At 66.2% G+C, this 21014-nt stretch carries 16 protein-coding genes and 2 pseudogenes; 10 read left to right on the top strand and 8 right to left on the bottom strand.

What is annotated here, in order from left to right:
- Positions 1-7 precede the first annotated feature (7 nt).
- Positions 8-883 (top strand): aldo/keto reductase family oxidoreductase, encoded by an 876-nt coding sequence (locus Q0579_RS15125; RefSeq protein ID WP_298813844.1) that lies wholly within the window; start codon positions 8-10, stop codon positions 881-883.
- A 137-nt stretch (positions 884-1020) separates the two neighbouring features.
- Here the strand turns inward: Q0579_RS15125 and Q0579_RS15120 are convergent, their stop codons facing one another.
- Complete coding sequence (locus tag Q0579_RS15120; protein WP_298813842.1) at positions 1021-1755, bottom strand: SDR family oxidoreductase; 735 nt, start codon at positions 1753-1755, stop codon at positions 1021-1023.
- An 82-nt stretch (positions 1756-1837) separates the two neighbouring features.
- On the opposite strand from Q0579_RS15120, the gene Q0579_RS15115 reads away from it, so the two are divergent.
- Both Q0579_RS15115 and Q0579_RS15110 read left to right on the top strand, forming a co-directional pair.
- A complete protein-coding gene (locus Q0579_RS15115; protein ID WP_298813840.1) occupies positions 1838-2239 on the top strand; it encodes a helix-turn-helix domain-containing protein in 402 nt (133 codons plus the stop codon).
- A 623-nt stretch (positions 2240-2862) separates the two neighbouring features.
- A pseudogene (locus Q0579_RS15110) lies at positions 2863-3622 on the top strand (IS5 family transposase).
- Positions 3623-3768: 146 nt separating this feature from the next.
- On the opposite strand, the gene Q0579_RS15105 reads toward Q0579_RS15110, so the two are convergent.
- Both Q0579_RS15105 and Q0579_RS15100 read right to left on the bottom strand, forming a co-directional pair.
- Positions 3769-5283 carry an alginate export family protein gene (locus Q0579_RS15105; RefSeq protein ID WP_298813838.1) on the bottom strand — a complete coding sequence of 505 codons (1515 nt, stop codon included), beginning with the start codon at positions 5281-5283 and terminating at the stop codon, positions 3769-3771.
- Positions 5284-5341: 58 nt separating this feature from the next.
- Positions 5342-6682 (bottom strand): annotated as a pseudogene (locus Q0579_RS15100) (dicarboxylate/amino acid:cation symporter).
- A gap of 236 nt (positions 6683-6918) precedes the next feature.
- Here Q0579_RS15100 and Q0579_RS15095 point away from each other — a divergent pair.
- Positions 6919-8598, top strand: a complete 1680-nt coding sequence (locus Q0579_RS15095) for an ATP-binding protein (protein WP_298813836.1) — start codon at positions 6919-6921, stop codon at positions 8596-8598.
- Complete coding sequence (locus Q0579_RS15090; RefSeq protein WP_366522289.1) at positions 8595-9899, top strand: sigma-54 dependent transcriptional regulator; 1305 nt, start codon at positions 8595-8597, stop codon at positions 9897-9899. The genes Q0579_RS15095 and Q0579_RS15090 overlap by 4 nt, the downstream gene beginning before the upstream one ends.
- Positions 9900-10115: 216 nt before the next feature.
- Here the strand turns inward: Q0579_RS15090 and Q0579_RS18310 are convergent, their stop codons facing one another.
- The 4 genes from Q0579_RS18310 to Q0579_RS15070 form a co-directional block, all read right to left on the bottom strand.
- Positions 10116-10412: a hypothetical protein gene (locus Q0579_RS18310; RefSeq protein ID WP_366522293.1), complete on the bottom strand. Its 297-nt coding sequence runs from the start codon at positions 10410-10412 to the stop codon at positions 10116-10118.
- Positions 10413-10838: 426 nt separating this feature from the next.
- The gene (locus Q0579_RS15080) at positions 10839-11174 is read right to left on the bottom strand and encodes a substrate-binding domain-containing protein (protein ID WP_298813834.1); all 336 of its coding nucleotides are present in this window, start codon (positions 11172-11174) and stop codon (positions 10839-10841) included.
- Positions 11175-11394: 220 nt separating this feature from the next.
- Positions 11395-11724 (bottom strand): LacI family DNA-binding transcriptional regulator, encoded by a 330-nt coding sequence (locus Q0579_RS15075; protein ID WP_298813831.1) that lies wholly within the window; start codon positions 11722-11724, stop codon positions 11395-11397.
- A gap of 183 nt (positions 11725-11907) precedes the next feature.
- A complete protein-coding gene (locus Q0579_RS15070) occupies positions 11908-12642 on the bottom strand; it encodes an SDR family oxidoreductase (RefSeq protein ID WP_298813829.1) in 735 nt (244 codons plus the stop codon).
- Positions 12643-12771: 129 nt separating this feature from the next.
- On the opposite strand from Q0579_RS15070, the gene Q0579_RS15065 reads away from it, so the two are divergent.
- The 3 genes from Q0579_RS15065 (at position 12772) to chrA (ending at position 15614) form a co-directional block, all read left to right on the top strand.
- On the top strand, positions 12772-13083 hold the full coding sequence (locus Q0579_RS15065) for a helix-turn-helix domain-containing protein (protein WP_366522292.1): 312 nt from the start codon (positions 12772-12774) through the stop codon (positions 13081-13083).
- A 315-nt stretch (positions 13084-13398) separates the two neighbouring features.
- A complete protein-coding gene (locus tag Q0579_RS15060; protein WP_298813825.1) occupies positions 13399-14223 on the top strand; it encodes a sulfurtransferase/chromate resistance protein in 825 nt (274 codons plus the stop codon).
- Positions 14220-15614 carry a chromate efflux transporter gene (gene chrA, locus Q0579_RS15055; RefSeq protein WP_298813823.1) on the top strand — a complete coding sequence of 465 codons (1395 nt, stop codon included), beginning with the start codon at positions 14220-14222 and terminating at the stop codon, positions 15612-15614. Before Q0579_RS15060 ends, chrA begins: the two co-directional genes overlap by 4 nt.
- A gap of 24 nt (positions 15615-15638) precedes the next feature.
- On the opposite strand, the gene Q0579_RS15050 is transcribed toward chrA, so the two are convergent.
- Complete coding sequence (locus Q0579_RS15050) at positions 15639-16901, bottom strand: cation:dicarboxylase symporter family transporter (protein WP_298813821.1); 1263 nt, start codon at positions 16899-16901, stop codon at positions 15639-15641.
- Positions 16902-17419: 518 nt separating this feature from the next.
- Between Q0579_RS15050 and Q0579_RS15045 the strand changes: the two genes are divergently transcribed.
- Both Q0579_RS15045 and Q0579_RS15040 read left to right on the top strand, forming a co-directional pair.
- On the top strand, positions 17420-18166 hold the full coding sequence (locus Q0579_RS15045) for an SDR family NAD(P)-dependent oxidoreductase (protein ID WP_298813820.1): 747 nt from the start codon (positions 17420-17422) through the stop codon (positions 18164-18166).
- Positions 18167-18466: 300 nt separating this feature from the next.
- Positions 18467-20809 carry a PAS domain-containing protein gene (locus tag Q0579_RS15040; protein WP_298813819.1) on the top strand — a complete coding sequence of 781 codons (2343 nt, stop codon included), beginning with the start codon at positions 18467-18469 and terminating at the stop codon, positions 20807-20809.
- Positions 20810-21014: the final 205 nt, after the last annotated feature.

Raw genomic sequence — 21014 nt, 5'->3', positions numbered from 1 at the left:
AACGACCATGCGCACGATTGACCACGCAGGAACCTACAAGCTCGGTGACCGACAGGTCCGGCGGCTCGGCTACGGCGCGATGCAGCTAGCCGGGCCCGGTGTTTATGGGCCACCACGCGACCGCGACGCCGCGCTTGCGGTGCTGCGCGACGCGGTGGCAGCGGGTGTCGATCACATCGACACCAGCGACTTCTACGGTCCCCACATCACCAATCAGCTGATCCGCGAGGCGCTGTCGCCCTATCCGGACGGCCTCGTCATCGTCACCAAGGTCGGCGCCATCCGCGGCGAGGATGCGTCGTGGAACCCGGCGCAAGAGCCGGCGCAGTTGCGCTCGGCGGTAGAGGACAATCTGCGCAACCTTGGTCTGGAGCGATTGGAGGTGGTCAATTTCCGGGTGCATCCGGGTCACCACGGTCGCGGAAATCAGTCGATTGCCAGCAGCTTCGAGGCGATGGCCGCGATGCAGGCGGAAGGGTTGATCCGCCATCTCGGCACCAGCAACGCGACCCCCGCGCAGGTCGCCGAGGCGCGCGCCATTGCGCCGATCGTCTGCGTGCAGAACCAGTACAATCTCGCGCATCGCGAGGATGACGCGCTGATCGACGGGCTTGCAGCGGACGGCATCGCCTTTGTGCCCTTCTTCCCGCTCGGCGGCTTCAACCCGCTTCAGTCGGCATTGCTCCTGGCCGTGGCCGACCGGCTCGGTGCCACGCCGATGCAGGTGGCGCTCGCCTGGTTGCTGCGTCGTTCGCCCAACATCCTGCTGATCCCTGGCACATCGTCGCTGTCTCACCTGCGCGAGAACCTGCAAGTCGCCGACATCGAGCTGCCGGACGAGGCGATGAGCGAGCTGGACACGATCGGCACCGACCAGGGCTGAACCCGCGGGCGAACACGTTCAAGGCGGCGGGTGACTCCGAGCGTTCGCCCGCCGCGCATCTTTCAACATCTAGGTTTTGTTCACGGGGGAATGCATTGGTGTCGGCCAGCCGGTGTTGCCCCGGCTGGCGCACGGCATCAGATTTGCGCCAGACCACCATCGGTGAACAGCTCGCTTCCCGTCATGAAGCTGCTGTCCGACGACGCCAGAAAGGCGGCAGCGGCCGCTACCTCCGACGGATCGCCGACATGGCCGATCGGCGTCGTCGCACCCATCTCGATCATGGCGTCGCGCCCGACCACCTCGGCGGCGAGTTCGGTCAGGGTTGGTCCCGGCGACAGGACGTTGACCCGGATACCCGTTCCCCGCAGGTCCTGCGCCCAACTGCGCGCGAGATTTCGGACCGCCGCCTTGGATGCGCTGTAAACGCTGAACGCGGGCGTGCCCATGACGCCGGTGGTCGATCCGGTCAGAATGACCGAGCCGCCTCGCTCCATCAGGGTAAGGCCTTTCTGCACCGTGAAGATGGTGCCCTTCACGTTGACGTCGAACGTCGCGTCGACGTGCTCCGGCGTGATCTCGGACAAGGGCAGCAGCGCACCGGTGCCGGCATTGGCGAACAGGATGTCGAGTCTGCCATGCTCGCGTCGGACGGTGCCGAACAGCCGGTCCAGATCAGCCGCGTCGCTGACCGATCCCGCGACGGCCCGCGCCTGAGGCCCGAGCATGTTCGCAGCCGCCTGGAGCTTATCAGCCCTACGTCCGAACAGATAGACGAACGCACCTTCCGCGACGAACCGCTGCGCGGACGCCAGACCGATACCGGTGCCACCGCCGGTGATGAGCGCGATTTTTCCTTCGAGTCTGGTCATACATGCCTCCACTGATTGGTTGCACGCAGCTGACCATCCGCATACCTCAGGACAAGTATGCACCTTTTGGTAAGTATGAGATATGTCTGAAGCCCGCCACGCCGATCAGCCAGGCGCGACCATCGCTGCTCCCGCCTTCACCTGCGGGCTCGACGCCACGCTGAAGATCATCTCGGGCAAGTGGAAGCCGCTGATCCTCTACTTCTTGCTGCGCGGCCCGACCCGGTACGGCGAGTTGAAGCGGGCCATTCGCGACGTCAGCGACAAGGTGCTGATCCAGCAGTTGAAGGAGCTGGAGGCGGACGGTGTGCTCAGCCGAAACGACTACAAGGAAGTGCCGCCCCGGGTGGACTATATGCTCACGCCTATTGGACAGAGCCTTGCCCAGGCACTGGAGCCGTTATGCCAGTGGGGGACGGAGAACATGGCGGAGATGCAGAAGCTTTTCGCCGAGCGCGCCGGCTGGGGACGGGCGCAGCGTTGACGACCTGATCGCTCCGAACGACGCTCAAGGTTTCGCGCGGGCGTGGAGCGCGCGCACCGCGTTGGCGAACGCCTTCACCGGGCCCTCGACCTCGGCGTCGGGGATGACGTCAGCGGCGCAGAAGCGAGAAATCGCGTTCATTCATGACCGTCTACCACTTCACTCGCAGAGATCGGGATAGCTGTACGTTGATGGCGCAATCGGCACATGCTCGCGGCGAAGGCCGCGTTGTCGCCGCCTACGATCTCCTGCTTCGCCCAGCGGTCCCGACCAACACGGAGGACGCGGGTTTGCCGAAAATGCGAACGGCACGGAGATTTGTCGCCGCGAACGCGCGATCATGCGCCGTGACGGACGCAAACGGGAACGACCGGCGCTCACGTTGGCCTGACCAACTCGCTTCGTACCAGGCACGGGCATTCAGATTTTCACAGCTACCACCTGAACGAACCGGCTTTCTCCGCAGCCAACTGCCCGATAGCGGACAGGCGGCTTTGCAGCACACGCCGTCACTCGCCATTACCGCTGAGAGGCGATAGTTACAGGTCGAGTTAGGGTCAGGACTCATTGGTGTGAGGCGCGAGATCTGATTCAGACTCCAAGAGGAGACTTTAACGAGCGACCTGTACTGGTTGACGGACGAGATAGAGCGGCTTCGGCCGTCCTCCCAAGAGCCATGGCAAGCCGGGGGTGGACGACCGGCGGGTGCTGAGTGGTATTGTGTTCGTCAATTGCAACGGGCTGCGCTGGCGAGGTGCCCCCAGGGACCATGGTCCGCACAAAACGTTGTACAGCCGTTGAAAGCGCTGGGGCGAGGCAGGCGTGTTCACGCGGATAATGGAGGGCTTGGCTGCGGCGGACGCCGAGCCGAAGACGGTTATGATCAACGCGACTTACCTGAAGGTGCACCGCACGGCACCGAGCCTGCGGGTAAAAAAGGGGGGCTTCGGCCGCCTGATCGGGCGCAGCAAAGGAGGCATGAACACCAAGCTCCCTGCCATCGCCGATGCGAACGGGTGCCCTCTAAGCTTCTCCATGACAGCAGGCCAGGTCAGCGACTATACCGGCGCGGCAGCGCTGCTCGATGATCTGCCAAACGAACAGTAGCTGCTTGGTGACCGCGGCTACGATGCAGACCGGTTCAGAGACGCCCCTCATGCCAAAGGCATCCAGCCCTGTATCCCAGGCCGGAAATCCTGTAACGAGCCAGTCAGATACGACAAGCGCCGCTACCCACGACGCAGCCGCAGCGAGATGATGTTCGGCCGCCTGAGAGACTGGCGCCGCGTCGCCACCCGCTACGATCGCTGCCCCACCGCCTTTTTCTCCGCCGTCGCCTTCGCCGCTACCGTCACCCTTTTGGCTGTGATCAACAGGGCCTGACCTTCGCATGCGAGCGGGGTTGGGCGGCTGCCTGCTTCTTCGCACCGGCTTCGGAAGCGGCGAGCAGCGTGTCGTTTGCGGGGTGGCTGTGATGCGCCGTGCTGGTGACGTCGGCGTCCCGGACTCCGATAACAACGCCGCCGGAGTCACAAACGCAAGCTGAGCCACCCCGCCAAAAAATCCGAGCTGCGGTACCCCGCGTCGGTCAGCGCCGCCTTTGCCCAGAGATGTTCGTACCGTCCGGTGAACGACAGACGCGGCGAGATCGACCAGACGAGCTGCGCGCGCGCGGTGTCCGCGATCTGGCGGCCGCTGACATTCTGCGTCCCCGCGAACGCCTGTCCGTTGGCGCGGTAGACCGCGTCGTTGACGCTGTCGCGCCAGGATAGCTGGTATTCCAGCGCCACGCGCACCTTGGCAACCGGCTGAAAACTGACGTTCGGCGCTGCCGCGATCAGGTTGGTCGGCGTCGCGTAGAGCTGGTAGCTGTAATAAACATTGTTGCCGAACGGGGCGAGCGCGTTACGCAGCGTGCCGCGGCCATAAGCGCCGCTGCCGCTCGCGTAATCGACGTGGAAGCCAATGCGGGGCGCCTGGCGGTCCTTGCCAAGCCGGTAGCTCTGCGCGAGCAGCAGCAGCCAGGCCGAGATGTCGCGATTGTCGTAGCTGCCGCCCTGGTGGTTGATCGTCCAGTCGAGATTGACCGGCCCCGCGTCGCCCCAGACGTGCAGACCGTAGAAGGTGCGCACCTCGCGCGCGGGCGCGCCGCCCCACACCGCGGCGCGATTGCGGAGCCGCCACAGGAATGGATCGACGTAGAGCTTCGACCCGCCGAACAGGGTAGTGGGTAGCACGAAGCCGGATGACACGCCCGAAAAGCGGCGCCCGTCCTCGTTCCGGTCGTCGCCGGTGCCGCCGTTGCCGAGCCGGGTCGGGGTGAAATCGAACACGTCGACCCGTGCTTTGGCGACGCGGCCCCAGGCGCGCACGCCGTTGAACGTCAGGAAGATCGTATTGTTGTCGCGCGGCACCACCAGCAGATTGGGCCCGTCGGCAAAAGTCTGGCGACCGACGCGCACACCAAGATCGGCCGCCCCGACGGTAGCGGTGAGATCGGCAAAGGATTGCTGCACCACCAGGCGGTTGCGCAGGAAGCCCGATGGTGCGCCGATGTTCGGACCCGAGATGCCACCGTGCGCGATCTCGCCGAACAGGCGGACATGCTCGCCCAGGTGGAGGTCGGCGCCGGCGACGAGCCGGTCGATGTCCTGGCGTTGCGCTTCACGTTCGCGCAGGTCGGGATTGGTGGTGAGGTTGACGCGCGCGCGCGCCTCGCCCGACAGTGTCAGGTAGAAGTCGTCGCGACCCAGCGGGATGTACTTGAGCCGGTCGAACACGTCGCGGCGCTTGGCGGGATCACGCAGGCGCGTCCAATCCTCGACCCAGCGCGACTGGTTGTAGCCGCCTGCGGTGACGCCGTCGCCGACCGCCTCGATCGGATAGGATTCGGACAGCGGCGCCGCGAGGCTCTGGCGCGCGCGCTCGTTCTGGATCGTCGCGGGCGGTACCGCGCTAGTGCTGGATTGAGCCACGGCGGGAAGCGCCGTCAGCAGGGCGAGCGAGGAGGTGGCAGCGGCGAAGCCGCGCGAACGGATTGGCATGGGTGGCAGTCCTTGCTGGCGCAGCGGACGCGTGGGTTTCGCGCGTCCGCCCGGGCGCTTATTCGGCGGGAACAGCGTCGGCGGGCAGCTGGTCGATCCGCGCGAGGGCGCGGCCCGACAGCGCGGCAGCGAACTGTTCGCGGTCGAGCTTCCCTTCCCAACGCGATACGATCACGGTCGCGACCGCGTTGCCGATGAAATTGGTGAGGCTGCGGCACTCGGACATGAAGCGGTCGACGCCTAGGATCAGCGCCATGCCCGCGACCGGCACGGAGGGCACGATCGATAGCGTGGCGGCGAGCGTGATGAACCCAGCGCCCGTCACGCCGGCCGCGCCCTTCGACGACAGCATCGCGACCGCGAGCAGGAGGAGTTGTTGGCCGATCGTCAGATCAACGTTGCATGCCTGCGCGATGAACAGGGCGGCCAATGTCATGTAGATGTTGGTGCCGTCGAGGTTGAACGAGTAGCCGGTCGGCACGACGAGGCCGACGATCGACTTGGGACAGCCGGCGCGCTCCATTTTCTCGATCAGCGAGGGCAGCGCGCTCTCCGACGACGAGGTGCCGAGCACCAGCAGCAGTTCGGCTCTCAGATACGCGATCAGGCGGAAGATCTAGAAGCCAGCCATGCGGCTGACGAGTCCGAGTACGATGACGACGAACAAGAAGCTGGTGAGATAAAAGGTGCCTACCAGCGTCGCCAAGTTGACCAGCGTACCGACGCCGTACTTGCCGATGGTGAACGCCATCGCGCCGAACGCGCCGATCGGGGCCGCGCGCATCAGGATCGCCACCACCTTGAACACCGCGAGCGACACGTCCTCCAGCGCCGACAACAGCCGGTTGCCACGCTCGCCGATCAGCGCGAGGCCGATCCCGAACAGGATCGCGACGAACAGCACCTGGAGGATATTACCCTCGGTCAGTGCGCCCAGGAACGTGTCAGGGATGATCCCGGTCAGAAATCCGGTGATCGTCGTTTCATGCGCCTTGCTCGCGTAATCGGCGATCTTGCTGGTATCAAGCGTCGCGGGATCGATGTTGAGCCCCGCACCCGGACGAACGACGTTGGCAACGACCATGCCGATGACGAGCGCGAAGGTAGAGAAAAACAGGAAGTAAGCGAAGGCCTTGCCGGCAACACGCCCGACCGAGCCGAGGTCGCGCATACCCGCAATTCCGGTCACGATCGTCAGGAAGATGACCGGTGCGATGATCATCTTGACTAGCTTGATGAAGGCATCGCCAACGGGCTTCATCGCTTCGCCGACCTGCGAGTAAAAATGCCCCAGCAGCACACCCAGCGTGATCGCGATCAGCACTTGGATGTAAAGCTGCGCGTACCACGGCTTGGCGGCCGGCGGGATCGCGTAACCGGGATCGGTGACCTGGATCATGCGCTTGAACCTCTCCTTTCCACCACTTACGGGCGGGTCGTTGATGGCATGATGGTGAAGGACGATCGTGGCGGGCCGTCATGTTTTCGTGCCGGCGATGATTTATATGGTAAAACAAAGACCTATGTGCCGGCTCAAGCCGCTTCGAACATCGGATTGATGTAAAAACTTGCATTCTCATCTTGGCTAGAATGCAAAAAGTTACACACCGGCTAAGCCGTCCTACAAGGACAGGGATGAGTCGCAATCTCGTTTCATCCGCTCGCTGGCTCATCATGATCGTGGCCGCGTTGGCGATCGTCGCCGTTGCCGCGCATGTCGCACGCGGCCGAGCGCGCGACGCGTTGGCCGAGGGCGTGCTGACCGACGCACGCCTGCGCGCATCACTCCTCGACAGTGAGATCGCACGCTTTCGCCTGCTTCCGCTGGCACTCGGCGACGACCGCGACGTGGCGGCCACGTTGGCGAAGCAGTCTGGCGCATCGGTCGCGCTCGATCGCAAGCTGGAGTCGCTGGCGCGAACAACCGGCGCAGCCGTCATCTATTTGGTGGATCCATCGGGACGCGCCGTGGCGGCAAGCAACTGGCGCACGCCTTCGAGCTTTGTCGGCAATGACTACCGCTTTCGTCGCTACGTGCGTGATGCACGACCGTCGGGGTCGGCGGCGCAATTTGCGCTCGGCACGGTCAGCCGCCGACCAGGGTTGTTCCTCGCGCGGCGCACCGCAGCAGGCGGCGTGGTGGTTGTGAAACTTGAGTTCACGCGCGTCGAGGCGGATTGGGCGCGTGCGGGCGGCGATACGTTCGTGCGTGACTCCAACGGCGTCGTGGTGGTGAGCAGCCGTCCGGAGTGGCGCTTCGCGGCGACCCGCCCACTGTCGCGGCAACGGCTCGCCGCGGTGCGGGCGGAGGCGAGTCTGTCCGCGGGTACGTTGCGAATGCTGCCCACGTCGCCGGACGACGTCGTCGCCACCGTGCCGACGGGGCATCCCGGTTGGACCTTGACCCTGCGCCGCGCAGCCGGATCGGTTGAACGTACAGCGGCACGTAACGCGGCAATCGGTGCCGCGCTCGGCGTCGTCGCGCTCGCTGCGCTGCTCTGGGGACTGCGACAGCGCATCAACCTCACCCGCCGCCGCACCGCGGAGCTGGAGGAAGCGGTGGCCGCACGTACCGCCGCACTGACCCGCGAAATCGACGAGCGTGCAGCTAGTGAGGCGCGCGCCGCCGATCTGCGCGAAGGCTTGCGGCAGGCCAATCGACTGGCAACGCTGGGTCAGGTGACGGCCAGCGTGGCGCACGAGACTGCGCAACCGGTAGCGGCGATCCGCACCTATGCGCAGACCAGTGCGGCGCTGCTCGACCGCGGCGATATGGCAGCGGTGCGCGAGAATCTGACCGCAATCGCGCGCCTGTCCGATCGGATTGGCGCGGTGACGCAGGAACTGCGCGGCTTCGCACGGCGTCGGGCGGGTGCGCTGCGTCCGGTGGCACTGGCGGAGGTGATCGACGGCGCGCTGCTGATCCTCAAGGAGCAACTGCGCGGCGTGACGATGGCGCGTGAATCCATCCATCCGGGCCTGATGGTGATGGGAGGACGAGTCCGGCTGGAGCAGGTGCTGGTGAACGTACTTCAAAACGCGATCGAGGCGGTCGCCAACACGCCGGACCCGCTCATCTCATTGACGCTTCAATCGAGCGGATGCCGCGTTACCCTTTCGGTGACGGATAATGGTCCCGGCATCGCCGAGGAAGTCGCCGCGCGATTGTTCACGCCTTTCATAACCAGCCGCAGGGACGGGCTCGGGCTCGGGCTCGTCATCGCGCATGACATCATGGTCGAACTGGGCGGCACGCTGCGCAACGCGCCGTCTCTCCACGGTGCACGCTTCGAGATCGACATGGTGCCGGCGTGAGCGCGATCGCAGATACAAGCGCTTCGATCGTCGCATTGGTCGACGACGATGACGACCTGCGCCTAGCCACCGCGCAACTGCTGTCGCTCGCGGGATATGATGTGCGCGGCTTCGCTGATGCATCCTCCGCCTTGGCGGCAATCGACACCGATTTCGCCGGGGTGGTCGTCACCGACGTGCGGATGCCGGGTATGTCGGGTATCGAACTCTTTCGCGCACTCGCCGCGCGCGATGCCGAACTGCCGGTCGTGTTGATGACCGGGCATGGCGATATCGACATGGCAGTGTCCACGCTGAAGGCAGGAGCCTGGGACTTCCTCACCAAACCGTTCGACCCCGATGCCATGCTTGCCGCAGTAGCTCGGGCGGCGAAGGCACGCGCGTTGACGATCGATAACCGCCGCCTGCGCGCGCTGGCCGAGGCCTCCAGCGCGGATGAACTGGTTGGTCGCAGCCCGGCGATCCGTCGAATTCGGGAAATGCTACCCACGTTGGCGGACGCCGATCTCGACGTCGTGATCGAAGGAGCAACCGGAACCGGGAAGCAGTTGGTCGCCCGATTGATCCACCGCAGCGGTCGACGCGGGCGTCATCGCTTCATCACGGTCGATTGCGCGTCATTGCCATCGGCCGCTGAGGACGCGTTGTTCGGTGCTTATGGCGCGATCTCGCAGGCGCATCGCGGAACGCTGTTCCTCGACAACGTCGATCGGGCCGAGGGACGTGTACAGCACCGCCTCACGCAATTCGTCGAACGCCGCGTGGTGGCGCTCGACGCGCGCGAGCCGGTGCCGGTCAATGCGAGGATCGTCGCGGCGATCGACGCGGGCGGGCGCGAACGCGTGGTGCCGGCATTGTTTCACCGGTTGGCAGCGATAACGTTGCAACTCCCGCCGTTGTCGGAGCGGTCTGAGGACATTCCGCTTTTGGCCATGCACTTCATGGCGGCATGCGCGAACGGTGTGACGCGATCGACGATGACGGCGTTCGACGTGGCACATCTGGCTGCTCGGCTCGCATGGCCCGGCAATGTTCGCGAACTGGAGATGGCGGTGGAACGCATCGTCCTAGGCCTTGATGACAAGGTGGACACTGGCAATGCATTGTCGCTGCCGGAACGCGTACGCGCGTTTGAACGGACGCTGATCGTCGAGGCGATGATGCGAGCAGGAGGCGACGTGACTGTTGCAGTAGACCAGCTCGGAATACCGCGGGACACCTTCTACTACCGCGTCAAACGGCTAGGAATCGATCTGCGACGGATTCGGGCCGGCGACGGTGCCGGCGATAGCAAGCGTTGAATGGCGTAGCCGCCGTCGAATTCGCGCGTGATGTTGGCTTTGATCTGGCCTCCGCGCATCGCATCATAGCCAACGTCGCGCGGACCATCGCCCAATCGGTAGAAGCCGTTCAGTTCGTAGCGCATCGCGTCGTCGATCCGGCCGCCATAAGCGAAAGCGGCGCGGTATTCGCGATAGTCGAGGCCGCAGGAAAGCTGGAACGAGCCGCCTTCCTGCTCACCCGTCTTCGAGATGAAGTTGATGATGCCACCGGGCGAGTTGCTGGCGAAGGTCGACGCCGAGCCGCCACGCACCTACTCGATCCGCGCGAGCGACAGGTCGTTGCGGATGAAGATGTCGGTGGCCGAAGATGCCGAAGATGATGTCGCCGAACTCCAGCACGGGCAGGCTGTCCTCCTGCAATTGCAGGAATTTCGCGCCGCCCGACGCAACCGGCAGCCCGCGCACCGAGATGTTGGCGTTACCCTCGCCACCCGACGCTTCGACGCGGATGCCCGGCAGATTGCGCAGGATCTCGGCGGTGTTGCGCGGTGGCAGCTTGGAGGTGAGCTTCGCATCGAGCGAACTGACCGCGACTTACGTATCGAGCCGGTTACGTCCCTGCGCCACGCCGGTGGCGACGATGTCCTCGCTCGCGGCCTCTGCTTAAGCTGCGGCGGCGGACTGATACGTCTGCGCGGCCTGATCGGACGGGTTGCTTTCGGCGAGGGCGACCTGCGCGTGCGCGGCGGATGCGGCAAACAGCGCAACGGTGGTCAGCACGTGATGGTGAGCCTCCATTCGATCCTCCCTGCCGGACGGCTCTCTGCAGAAGCCGACTGCCAGCCTAACTTACGTGTGATCGATTTCCTCAGGTCGATGCGCGAACGATCAGCTGCGAGGCGATGATCCACGACGATGCATTGCCGCCGCCGATCTTCGCCAGCCATGCGTCGACCATCAACCGCGCACCCGTTTCGGCATCGTGGTGAGCGGCGGCGAAGCGTGGGCGGCGAGCGTCACGTCGTCATAGCCGATCACTGCGGTGTTGCCCGGCACGTCGATCCCCGCCTCGGCAAGTGCGCGCAGCGTGGTCATCGCGACGATATCCGACGCGGCGAAGATACCGGCAGGGACATATTTATGCGCGAGCAGCTGACGCACCGCCGCATGGACGGCATCGGGCGTCATCATGGTTTCAAGCACGTCGACCGTCCGATCGGCCGCCGCCGCGCCATCGCAAAATCCGGCGAGCCGGTCGGCGAACTCGGGTGGAGCCGAATCGCCGATGAACAACAGTCGGCGGCAACCCTTGCGCCAACAAGTGCCGTGCCGCGAGGTGCCCGCCCGCCACATTGTCCAACCCGATCGTCACCTGGCGCTGATCGGGGCGATTGGCGCCCCAGACCACGAGGGGCGCGTCACGCGCGGCCGCGCACTCGATCGCCGCGGTCTGGTCCGACTGCCCGACCAGCAGCAATCCGTCGTCCCGGCCGCTGTCGATCAACCGGTCGAGCTAAACGTCACGATCGGGGATCAGGCGGGACAGGGGAACGTCATAGTCGCGCTCGACGAGCAGATCGGCGAGGAAGCCGAGCAAGGTAAGGGAGAACGGGTCGGTCAGATGCTGTGTTCGCGCGCGGTCGAGCGGGAGCGCGAGCTCGATCGCGCTGGTAGTCTTCAACCGCAGGTTGCGCGCGAGCTGGTGGGGCCTCACGTCATGCTCGCGCGCCAAAGCCTTCGCGCGCGCCTGCGTGGCCGCGCTGATCGATGGATGCCCGGCAAGCGCGCGCGACACGGTGGAGGTGGAAACCCCTGCCAATTCGGCGAGATCGGCTAGCTTCATCGGTCTGACCTACCGCGCTTACTGGTGATGTGCCACGCCGAGTTGAACAAGAGGCAGGCGATCAGCAGGGTAGCCGCGCGCGGCAGACGCACGTGTGCGAACCAACTTACTTGCAGATCGGCTCGCCAACAGCCGGTATCAGCGCCGCATCCCAACCGATCGGACGCGGGCGCTGACGTACGTTCACGCCGTGATACCGCCGTCGATGTTGAGCGTGGTGCCGGTGATGTAGCTCGCATCCGGTCCGGCGAGGAACGAGACCGCACCTGCGACCTCGTCGACGTGGCCGTAGCGACCCAGCGGAATGGTGCCGAGCATCTGCTGCGCGAACTCACCTTCGGCGGGGTTCAGGTCGGTATCGATTGGGCCAGGCTGCACCGTATTGACCAGAATCTTGCGCGGCGCGAGATCCTTTGCCCATCCGCGCGCCAATGCCGCCACGGCTGCCTTGGTCGCGCTGTAGACCGTAGTCGCGGGGAACGCCATTTCACCCGAGATGCTGCCGATCAAGATGATGCGGCCGCCGTCGTTCAGATGCGGCAAGGCAGCGCGCGTGCCGACGTGCAGCCCCTTCACGTTGACGCCGAACTGGCGCTCGAAGGCCTCGTCGGTGTCGTCCACGATCGTGGAAAACTCGGCGACGCCGGCATTGTGGACGAGGATGTCGATCGCACCTAGCGCTGCCACGGCCTGCTCGATGCCGCGACGCTGTGACACCGGATCGGCAGCATCGGCCTGGAACGCGAAGGCGGTGCCGCCCGCCTGCTCGATCGCCGCCACGGTCGCGTCCGCCGCAGCCTTGTTGCCGGCATAGGTGATCGCGACTGCTGCGCCGTCGGCCGCCAATCGTTTTGCGATCGCCGCTCCGATGCCGCGCGATCCGCCGGTGACGAGCGCTTTCTTGCCCTGAAGTGACATAATAACCTCCGATATCTCGCCCGCGATCACGGCATCGTGCGCGGTCGGCAGGGCGAAAGATGGAGTAGGTTCGCAACATTTCAATAATGCCGAACTGTTAAAATGACGGTAGCTGCCTATATGCGCTGTATGCCGCGCTTCACACATCCGAGATTGGAGGACGTTCCGCTCGACCTGGCACTGCACGCATTGGCCGATCCCAACCGCCTAGCCATGGTGGCTCGCCTGGTCGCAACCGAGCGGCTGAGTTGCACCGATGCAGCGCCGTGCGATACGATCCCGAAGAGCACGCTGTCGAACCATTTGAAACTGTTGCGCGCGGCGGGGCTGATCGAGACGACACAGGTCGGTCGCGAGATGATCAATACGTTGCGCCGTTACGACTTCGATCGCCGCTTTCCCGGCCTGCTCGACGCAGTATTGGCTAACAGACCCACCTGAGCGCGTCTCGCGAAGGTACGCGACCGACATGGCCGCAGAGGTTGGTCGGCCGTCAACCAGGCGCACCCAATGGTGTTCGGGGGAGGGGAGGGCAGGTGCGCGGCTCGTGTATGCGAACCGGCCGGTCCGATTGGCTTTTTCTTTACGGTGCTCGCACCCACAGGATCGGCGCTTCGATCTAGCGTCCGCTGCACGACCCCGCACCGTTGACAACATGGCGCCCGCGTGGCTGATTGTCGTCATGGGGTTCGCGATCTCCCCATGAGGCGTCAGCTAGAGCATCGCGTCCAGCACAAGCCTTGCAAGGGACGCGTCATGCCTGCGCCGAACATCATCACGCCAGACAAACTCGCCCGCCTGGTCGCTGTGGCCGGCGCGCCGCATGTCGTTGATGTGCGCGACGCGCCATCTCTGACGATACCGGGGGCGCTGTTGCCCGTGCACCCGGACCCGATCCGATGGAATTATCGCGCAGGATCAAGCGTCGTGATCGTCGATGCCGACGGCGCTGGTCGGGCGATCGCCGCCGCGGCGATCCTGCGCAGCGACGGTATTGCGGCAGAGGTGCTGGACGGCGGCTTCGCGGCCTGGGCGGCGAGGGGGCATCCCACCGTCTCGCTCGCACATCTGCCGCCGCGCCACGAGGACGGGCGCACCTGGTGGGTGACGCGCGCGCGCCCGAAGGTCGATCGCATCGCCTGTCCGTGGCTGATCCGCCGTTTCGTCGATCCAGCCGCGCGCTTCCTGTTCGTCGCGCCGGGCGAGGTGTTGAGCGTCGCGGCGCAGCAGCAGGCCGAGCCGTTCGACGTCGCGGACGAAGGCGTGTTCTGGAGCCACCGCGGCGAACGCTGCACGTTCGACGTCATGGTCGACGCGTTCGGGCTGGAGACGCATGAACCGCTCGCCCGTCTGGCGACCATCGTGCGCGGCGCCGATACCGACCGGCTCGACCTCGCGCCGGAGGCCGCCGGCTTGCTCGCGATCTCGCTCGGTTTGTCACGTATCCACAGCGACGATCACGCTCAACTCGAGGCCGGGATGGGGTTGTACGACGCGCTCTATCGCTGGTGTCGCGACGCGCGCGGGGAGAGACATGACGGGTCCTCGCACCAGTCATCGCGCAGCGCGGTGTCGGCATGAACGCGGCGGCGCCCGATACCGCAAGCGCGCGCCCGGCGCCAGTCACGCTCGGCGAGGCGTTCTGGGTGTGGTTGCGGATCGCGCTGCTGTCGTTCGGCGGACCAGCGGGGCAGATCGCCGTCATGCACCGCATCCTGGTCGACGAGAAGCGCTGGATCGGCGAGCAGCGCTTTCTTCACGCGCTCAATTATTGCATGCTGCTGCCTGGTCCCGAGGCGCAGCAACTCGCCACCTACATCGGCTGGCTGCTGCACCGCACGCGCGGCGGGATCGTCGCCGGCGTGCTGTTCGTCATCCCCGGCGCGGTCGCGATCATGGCGCTGAGCTGGGTCTATGTCCTCTACGGCCGCGTCGGCATCGTCTCGGCATTGTTCTTTGGTCTGAAATGCGCGGTGCTGGCAGTCGTGCTCCAGGCGGTGGTGCGGATCGGTGGGCGCGCACTCAGGAGCTATCCGGCCAAGGCACTCGCGGCGGCAGCCTTTGTGCTGATCTTCTTCGCCAGGGTACCGTTTCCATTGATCGTGCTGGGGGCCGGGCTGATCGGCTGGTGGTCGGCGCGGCGCGGCAGCACGGTCTTCGGTGGCGGCGGGCATGGCGCGTCGAAAGGCGTGACGGTGGCCGATGCCGATACGCTACTGGGTGAGGAACTGCCGCCGCATGCGCGCCCGACATGGGCGAACACGATCCGGACGGCAGCGATCTGGCTCACGCTTTGGCTGCTGCCGGTCGCGGTGTCGCTGCTCGCGCGCGGCCCTGACGACGTGTTCAGCCGTGTCGCCACCTTTTTCTCGACCATGGCGACGGTGACGGTCGGGGGTGCCTATGCCGTGCTCGCCTATGTCGCGCAGCAGGCGGTGGAGCATTACGGCTGGCTCGGCCCGAGAGAGATGCTCGACGGGCTAGGCATGGCGGAGACGACGCCGGGGCCGCTCATCATGGTATTGCAGTTCGTCGGCTTCCTGGGCGCGTTTCGCGATCCCGGCGGCCTGTCGCCGCTCGTGGCGGGCACGCTCGGCGGTTTGCTGGCGACCTGGGTGACGTTCGTGCCGTGCTTCCTGTGGATCTTCCTCGGCGCGCCCTTCATCGAGCGGCTGCGCGGCAACGTCGCGGTGGCTGGTGCACTCTCCGCGATCACCGCCGCGGTTGTCGGCGTGGTCCTCAACCTCGCGATCTGGTTCGCGCTCCACACGCTGTTCCGCCAGACGCGGCTGGTCGCGGCCGGGCCGCTGCGCTTCGATGCGCCAATCTTGTCAAGCATCGATCCGGCGGCAGTCGCGCTGTCGCTGGGGGCGGGTTACCTGATCTTTCGGGCGCGCGCGGGGGTTATCACGACGCTGCTCGCCTCGTCGCTCATCGGCCTCGGCTTGTACGGCGTCGGTTTGATGCGATAGTGCGATCCGGGGTGTTGGCGCGGCTCATGCTGCGTCCTCCGCTTCCTGTTCGGTCAGCACGATTGTCAGCGCAAGGTCGGCGGTGACGTTGGCACTCGTCGCGAACATGTCGGGGATGGTATCGACCGCGAGGAACAGCGGCAGCAGGTCGATCGGCACGCCGACCGCGAGCGCGACGGGCGCGTAGGCGGCGAAGAAGCTGATCTGGTTCGGCAGCCCCGCGATCACGAGGTTGTTGAGCACCGCCAGAACCGCGATCAGCGCGAGTTGCGGCACGCCCAAGTTGACGCCGTTCAGCCGCGCGAGCGCGAGCACGGCAAGGCTGATCGCGGTCGGTGCGCTGATGCGGAACAGCGCGACAGCCAGCGGCAGCACCGTGCCGACCGACCGCTCGGGCAGGCCGAGCGCGCGCGTCGCGTGCAACATCGCGGGCAAGGAGGCGAGCGACGATTGCGTGCTGAACGCGACCGACAGCGCGGGTGCGCCGGCGCGCAGGAACGCGGACAGCGACGTGCGCGCCGCCACCGCGACCAGCAGAACGAACGCGCCCGCCAGCATCAGTCCGCCGACAATACGCGCGACGACGTACCAGGCGAGCAGCGCACCGACCGCGACCCCGCTGCGCGCCGCAGCGTCGAACGCGAGCGCGAAGACGCCGACCGGCGCCGCCAGCAACACCCAGCCGATGATGACCAGCAGCGTGTCGGCGACGGTGCGGAAGAAGTCGATCACCGTGGCAGCCTGCGCGCGCTCGATCCGGCGCAGCGCGAGCGCGAATAGCAGCGCGAAGATTACAACCGGCACGATCGCGCCGCCCGCCGCCGACGCGATCGGGTTGACCGGCACCAACGCGCGCAGCGTGTCACCGAGCGGCGGCAGCGCGGGCAATGTGTCCTGCGCGCCGCGCACCGCATCTAGCCCGGCGACGTGCCAGTTGCCGAACATTGCCGCGCCGAGCGTAACGCCGAAGACGGCGGAGGCGAACAACAGGACGACGAACGCCGCCATCGCGCGCCGCACCACCGCGGTCGAACCGTCGAGCCCCGACCCGCTACCCAGCCCCGTCACCACCAGGGCGAACACTAATGGGATGATCGGCATCCGCAGCGCGTCGAGCCACACGCCGCCGACCATCTGCAGCGCGGGAAGAAAGGTGCTCGCCGGACCGGCGACATACCCTGCGCCCAGCCCCGCCAGCAGTCCGACCAGGATGCGCGCGGCGACCGGCACGCGCGTGATTGCGAACCGCCGGGTTGTCGAAGGATAGCGTGCGGAAGCGTCGATCATGTACGGAGCCATGCCGGGCGCGGGCGATAGTGCAAAGCAGCGTGCGCTACACCGCGGCCAAGAAGAGCTTGTGCATGGCGCAGCGAATGCGCCAGCTCGGTAGAGCTACAACAATCAACTCCCGGTGTCTCCTGCCCTTCGGTGGCGAGGTGTGCCGCTTCGCCGACGCCGATCGCGCGCCCGATCCGACCCATGTTGCGCGAGATAGCAGGCGCTGCCGAGTGGCTCGACTTCACCCAGACTTCAGCGGGGACCGGGGGCAACGCCGAGCTGATCTCCCTGCATGTCAACCTACCTGCGCTGGCAAAACGACGCTGCGGCCGATCCGCTCGTGGTTCGATGCCGTCCGCTGGCTCGGGTGACGCCCGCTGCGGCTTCACACGCAAGCGACCCGCGCGCGAACGCGACACTGGACCGCGCCGACCCATCGCGTATCAGCATCCCGGCCGCAACGGGGTCGGCCGTTAGCCGTTGGGAAACGCTTGCACTGTGGCGCGTCTCGCCGAAGGAGAGTGAACATGAAGACCGCGATCGTCACCGGTGCGACTTCCGGGATTGGTGCTGCCACCACGCGCGCGCTCGCGCGTGCCGGGTGGCAGGTGATCGTCACCGGGCGCCGGGCCGAGCGGCTCGCCGCACTGGCCGACGAGTTGGGCGACCGCATCCACCCGGCGATGTTCGACGTGCGCGACGATGCCGCGGTCGAATCCGCGCTCGCCGCCGTGCCCGAGCGCTTCCGAGGAATCGACCTGCTCGTCAACAATGCCGGACTGGCGCTCGGCACTTCGCCCGCACAGAAGGCCGATCTGGCACAGTGGCGTACCATGATCGACACCAACGTCACCGCACTGGTCGCGATCACGCATCGGCTGCTGCCGGGACTGATTGCGCGCAAGGGTGCAATCATCAACATCGCCTCGGTCGCGGGTACCTATCCCTATCCCGGCGGGAACGTGTACGGCGGGACCAAGGCGTTCGTGCAGCAGTTCACGCTCAACCTGCGCTCCGACCTGCACGGCACCGGTGTGCGCGTCAGCGCGATCGATCCGGGAATGGTGGAAACCGAGTTCACCTTGGTGCGCACCGGCGGCGACCAGGGCGCGTCCGACACGCTCTACGCCGGGGCCGAGCCGATGACCGCCGACGACATCGCCGCCACCGTGCTGTGGATCGCGACGCTGCCGCCGCACCTCAACATAAACCGGCTCGAGCTGATGCCGGTCAGCCAGTCGTTCGCGGGCTTCCAGGTCGCACGGAACGGCTAAGCGGCGCACGCGGGTGTAGCGGCCACCAACCCGCTCGCGCCGGCGAGGGTACGAGCACTTCCTGTTCCCCGCTCAGCATGCTTGCGCGCGTGGGAACGACGGGCGGCGTCAGCATGACCGCCGCCCGTGCAAGCCCCGTGGCCATCGATTACGGCGGCGACAATCCGCGCCATTCACCGTCTGCCGCTTCCTGCTCGCAAGCATACTATCTCCAGCTCATGAGAAATCGGCCCGAACCGCACTCAGGTTAATGCCGCCGCACCCGGCACGTCCGATAACCGCCCACTGCGGACATGAACCTTGAGCGGTGATCCATCCTCCTTCGAACCGGCGTGCCTCGCGGCCGTGCAGGCGGCGCTGGCCGCCGCAGAGGCCGAACGCGACCGCTACCGGCTGTTGTTCCAGACGATAGGGCAAGGCTATTGCTGTTTCGAGCTGGTCAGGGATGCGAACGGTCGCGCGATCGATCAACGCTACCTCGAGTTCAACCAGGCATTCGAACGCATCTTCGGCATCGCGGTCGATCGCGCCACCGGACGGTTGGCAAGCGAGATCTTTCCCGATCTAGACCCTTCCTGGACGCAGGCGTTCGACCGCATCGCGCGGCAGGGTGCGCCCGAGCGGATCGAGCAGCCGTTCAGCGCGATCGACCGCTGGTTCGAGGTGTTCGTTTATCCCGACGGAACCGATCGGCTGAGCGTCACCTTCGAGGATGTGACCGTGCGCCGCGCGGCCGAGGACGCCTTGCGCGCGAGCGAGGAGCGACAAGCCTTCCTGCTCCGGCTGAGCGATGCGCTGCGCGCCGAGGAGGACGCCGACGCGGTCGCACACCGCGCGATCGCCCTGGTGCAGGACCATCTGGGCCTCGATCGCTGCTACATCACTTATTACCGCCCGGCGAACGATGCGGCCGACTTTCCGTATCAGGTCGGCAACGACACGGTGCCCGCGCTGCCCGCGACGGTGCGCTTGTCGGATTTCCCCGACGCTTATGAGCAGGTACTGCACCACACGTTGGTGATCGAGGACGATTTCGATCGACGTGGGCTGTCGCCTGCCGAGCGTGCCAACAGCAAGGCACTCGGCATGCGCGCGATGCTTGCCTCGACGGTTCGGCGCGGGGACGAGTGCCCGCTCAGTTCGATGGTCGCGGTGTCATCCACGCCGCGCCGCTGGACCGCGGCCGAGATCGCGCTGGTGGAGGAAGCAGCGGAGCGAACCTGGGCCGCGATCGAGCGCGCGCGCGCCGATGCGGCGCTGCGCGACAGCGAGGCGCGCTTCCGCCAGTTCGCCGATGCGAGTTCCGACGTCATCTGGATCGTCGACGCGGCCACCCAGCGGCCCGAATTCCTGTCGCCCTCGTTCAATCGCGTGTGGGGCGTGTCGCGCGAGGACATCATCGATGATCCGGCACGCTGGGCCGAGATGCTGCACCCTGAGGACCGCGAACGCGTGCTGCAAGCCTTGCCGCGCGCACTCGCGGGGCAGCAGGTGACCGAGCATTATCGCATCGTGCGCGGCGACGGCGAGCTGCGCTACATCGTCGATGTCGGCTTCCCGATCTTCGGTGCCGACGGACGCGTGATCCGCGTCGGCGGTATCGCGCAGGACCTGACCGAGCGCCGCGCGGCGGAACAGGCGCTGCGATTGAACGAGCGCTGGCAGCGCGCGCTGATCGAGGGCATTCCCCAGCTCGTCTGGCGCGCGGTCGACGGCGGGCATTGGACATGGGCAAGCCCGCAATGGTCGGCGTTCACCGGGCAGGCCGAGCGCGACAGTCACGATCTCGGCTGGCTGGGTCCTGTCCACCCCGACGATCGCGACCGCGTCATGGATATCTGGGCCGGCGCGACCGCGCGCGGCGCATTTCACGCCGACTATCGCCTGTGGCACGCCGACGAACAACGCTTCCGCTGGTTCCAGACCCGCGCCGCGCCGGTCCGCAACGAGGCAAGCGAAGTGGTCGAGTGGCTCGGCACCTCGACCGACGTCGACGATCTGCGCGGACTGCAGGCGCGCCAGGCCACGCTGCTCGCCGAGTTGCAGCACCGTGTCCGCAATATCCTCGCGATCACGCGCGCGATCATCAGCCGCTCCGACGACGGCCAGCGCTCGCTCGAGGATTATGTCCAGCATCTGCACGGCCGGATCGGGGCGCTCGCGCGCACGCAGGTGCTGCTGACGCGCGCGGCGGGGCAGGCGATCGATCTGGAGACGATCATCGCCGACGAACTGCAATCGCAGGCAGCCTCGCAGACGCAATACGCCTTGTGCGGGCCGGCGGTGTGTTTGTCGCCCAAGACCGCGGAAGTGGTCACGCTCGCGATCCATGAACTGGCGACCAACGCGACCAAATATGGTGCCTTCGCGCGCGCCGATGCGCGGTTGAGCGTCAACTGGCGACTGGAGGATCGCGGCGATCGGCGGTGGCTGGTGCTGTTATGGCAGGAACGCGGCGTCCCCGTGATCGACGCGGCACCCAGGCATCGCGGCTTCGGGGCCGAGCTCGTTACCCGCCGTATTCCTTACGAGCTGAAGGGGCACGGCAGCCTGGAATTGCGCGCCGGTGGCCTTGAGAGCTGCATCGAATTCCCGCTGATCGACGCGGAAAGCATCCTACAAACCGACGCGGGCGGACGATGACCGACGACAAGCGCAGGCTGGAGGGCGTGAGCGTCCTCATCCTCGAAGACGATTATTATCTGGCGACCGACTTGCAGGACACGCTGGAGGATGCCGGCGCGCGCGTGCTCGGCCCGTTCGCCTGCGTGGCGACCGCCACCGATGCGCTCGCGGCCGATCGGCCCGATTGCGCGCTGCTCGACCTGAACCTCGGCAACGGCATCTC

Source organism: uncultured Sphingomonas sp. (assembly GCF_936927845.1).
Classification (GTDB): Bacteria; Pseudomonadota; Alphaproteobacteria; order Sphingomonadales; family Sphingomonadaceae; genus Sphingomonas.
The sequence above is the reverse complement of the archived record's forward strand: the minus strand, read 5'-3'. Positions and strand labels throughout refer to the sequence as shown.

What these genes read in the sequence shown, in the direction of transcription:
- Q0579_RS15120 (WP_298813842.1), bottom strand. Translation starts at nt 1,755, where the DNA reads ATGACCAGACTCGAAGGAAAAATCGCGCTCATCACCGGCGGTGGCACC.
- Q0579_RS15070 (WP_298813829.1), bottom strand. Translation starts at nt 12,642, where the DNA reads ATGTCACTTCAGGGCAAGAAAGCGCTCGTCACCGGCGGATCGCGCGGC.
- Q0579_RS15075 (WP_298813831.1), bottom strand. Translation starts at nt 11,724, where the DNA reads ATGAAGCTAGCCGATCTCGCCGAATTGGCAGGGGTTTCCACCTCCACC.
- Q0579_RS15050 (WP_298813821.1), bottom strand. Translation starts at nt 16,901, where the DNA reads ATGATCGACGCTTCCGCACGCTATCCTTCGACAACCCGGCGGTTCGCA.
- Q0579_RS15105 (WP_298813838.1), bottom strand. Translation starts at nt 5,283, where the DNA reads ATGCCAATCCGTTCGCGCGGCTTCGCCGCTGCCACCTCCTCGCTCGCC.
- Q0579_RS15065 (WP_366522292.1), top strand. Translation starts at nt 12,772, where the DNA reads ATGCCGCGCTTCACACATCCGAGATTGGAGGACGTTCCGCTCGACCTG.
- Q0579_RS15125 (WP_298813844.1), top strand. Translation starts at nt 8, where the DNA reads ATGCGCACGATTGACCACGCAGGAACCTACAAGCTCGGTGACCGACAG.
- Q0579_RS15095 (WP_298813836.1), top strand. Translation starts at nt 6,919, where the DNA reads ATGAGTCGCAATCTCGTTTCATCCGCTCGCTGGCTCATCATGATCGTG.
- chrA (WP_298813823.1), top strand. Translation starts at nt 14,220, where the DNA reads ATGAACGCGGCGGCGCCCGATACCGCAAGCGCGCGCCCGGCGCCAGTC.
- Q0579_RS15045 (WP_298813820.1), top strand. Translation starts at nt 17,420, where the DNA reads ATGAAGACCGCGATCGTCACCGGTGCGACTTCCGGGATTGGTGCTGCC.
- Q0579_RS15060 (WP_298813825.1), top strand. Translation starts at nt 13,399, where the DNA reads ATGCCTGCGCCGAACATCATCACGCCAGACAAACTCGCCCGCCTGGTC.
- Q0579_RS15115 (WP_298813840.1), top strand. Translation starts at nt 1,838, where the DNA reads ATGTCTGAAGCCCGCCACGCCGATCAGCCAGGCGCGACCATCGCTGCT.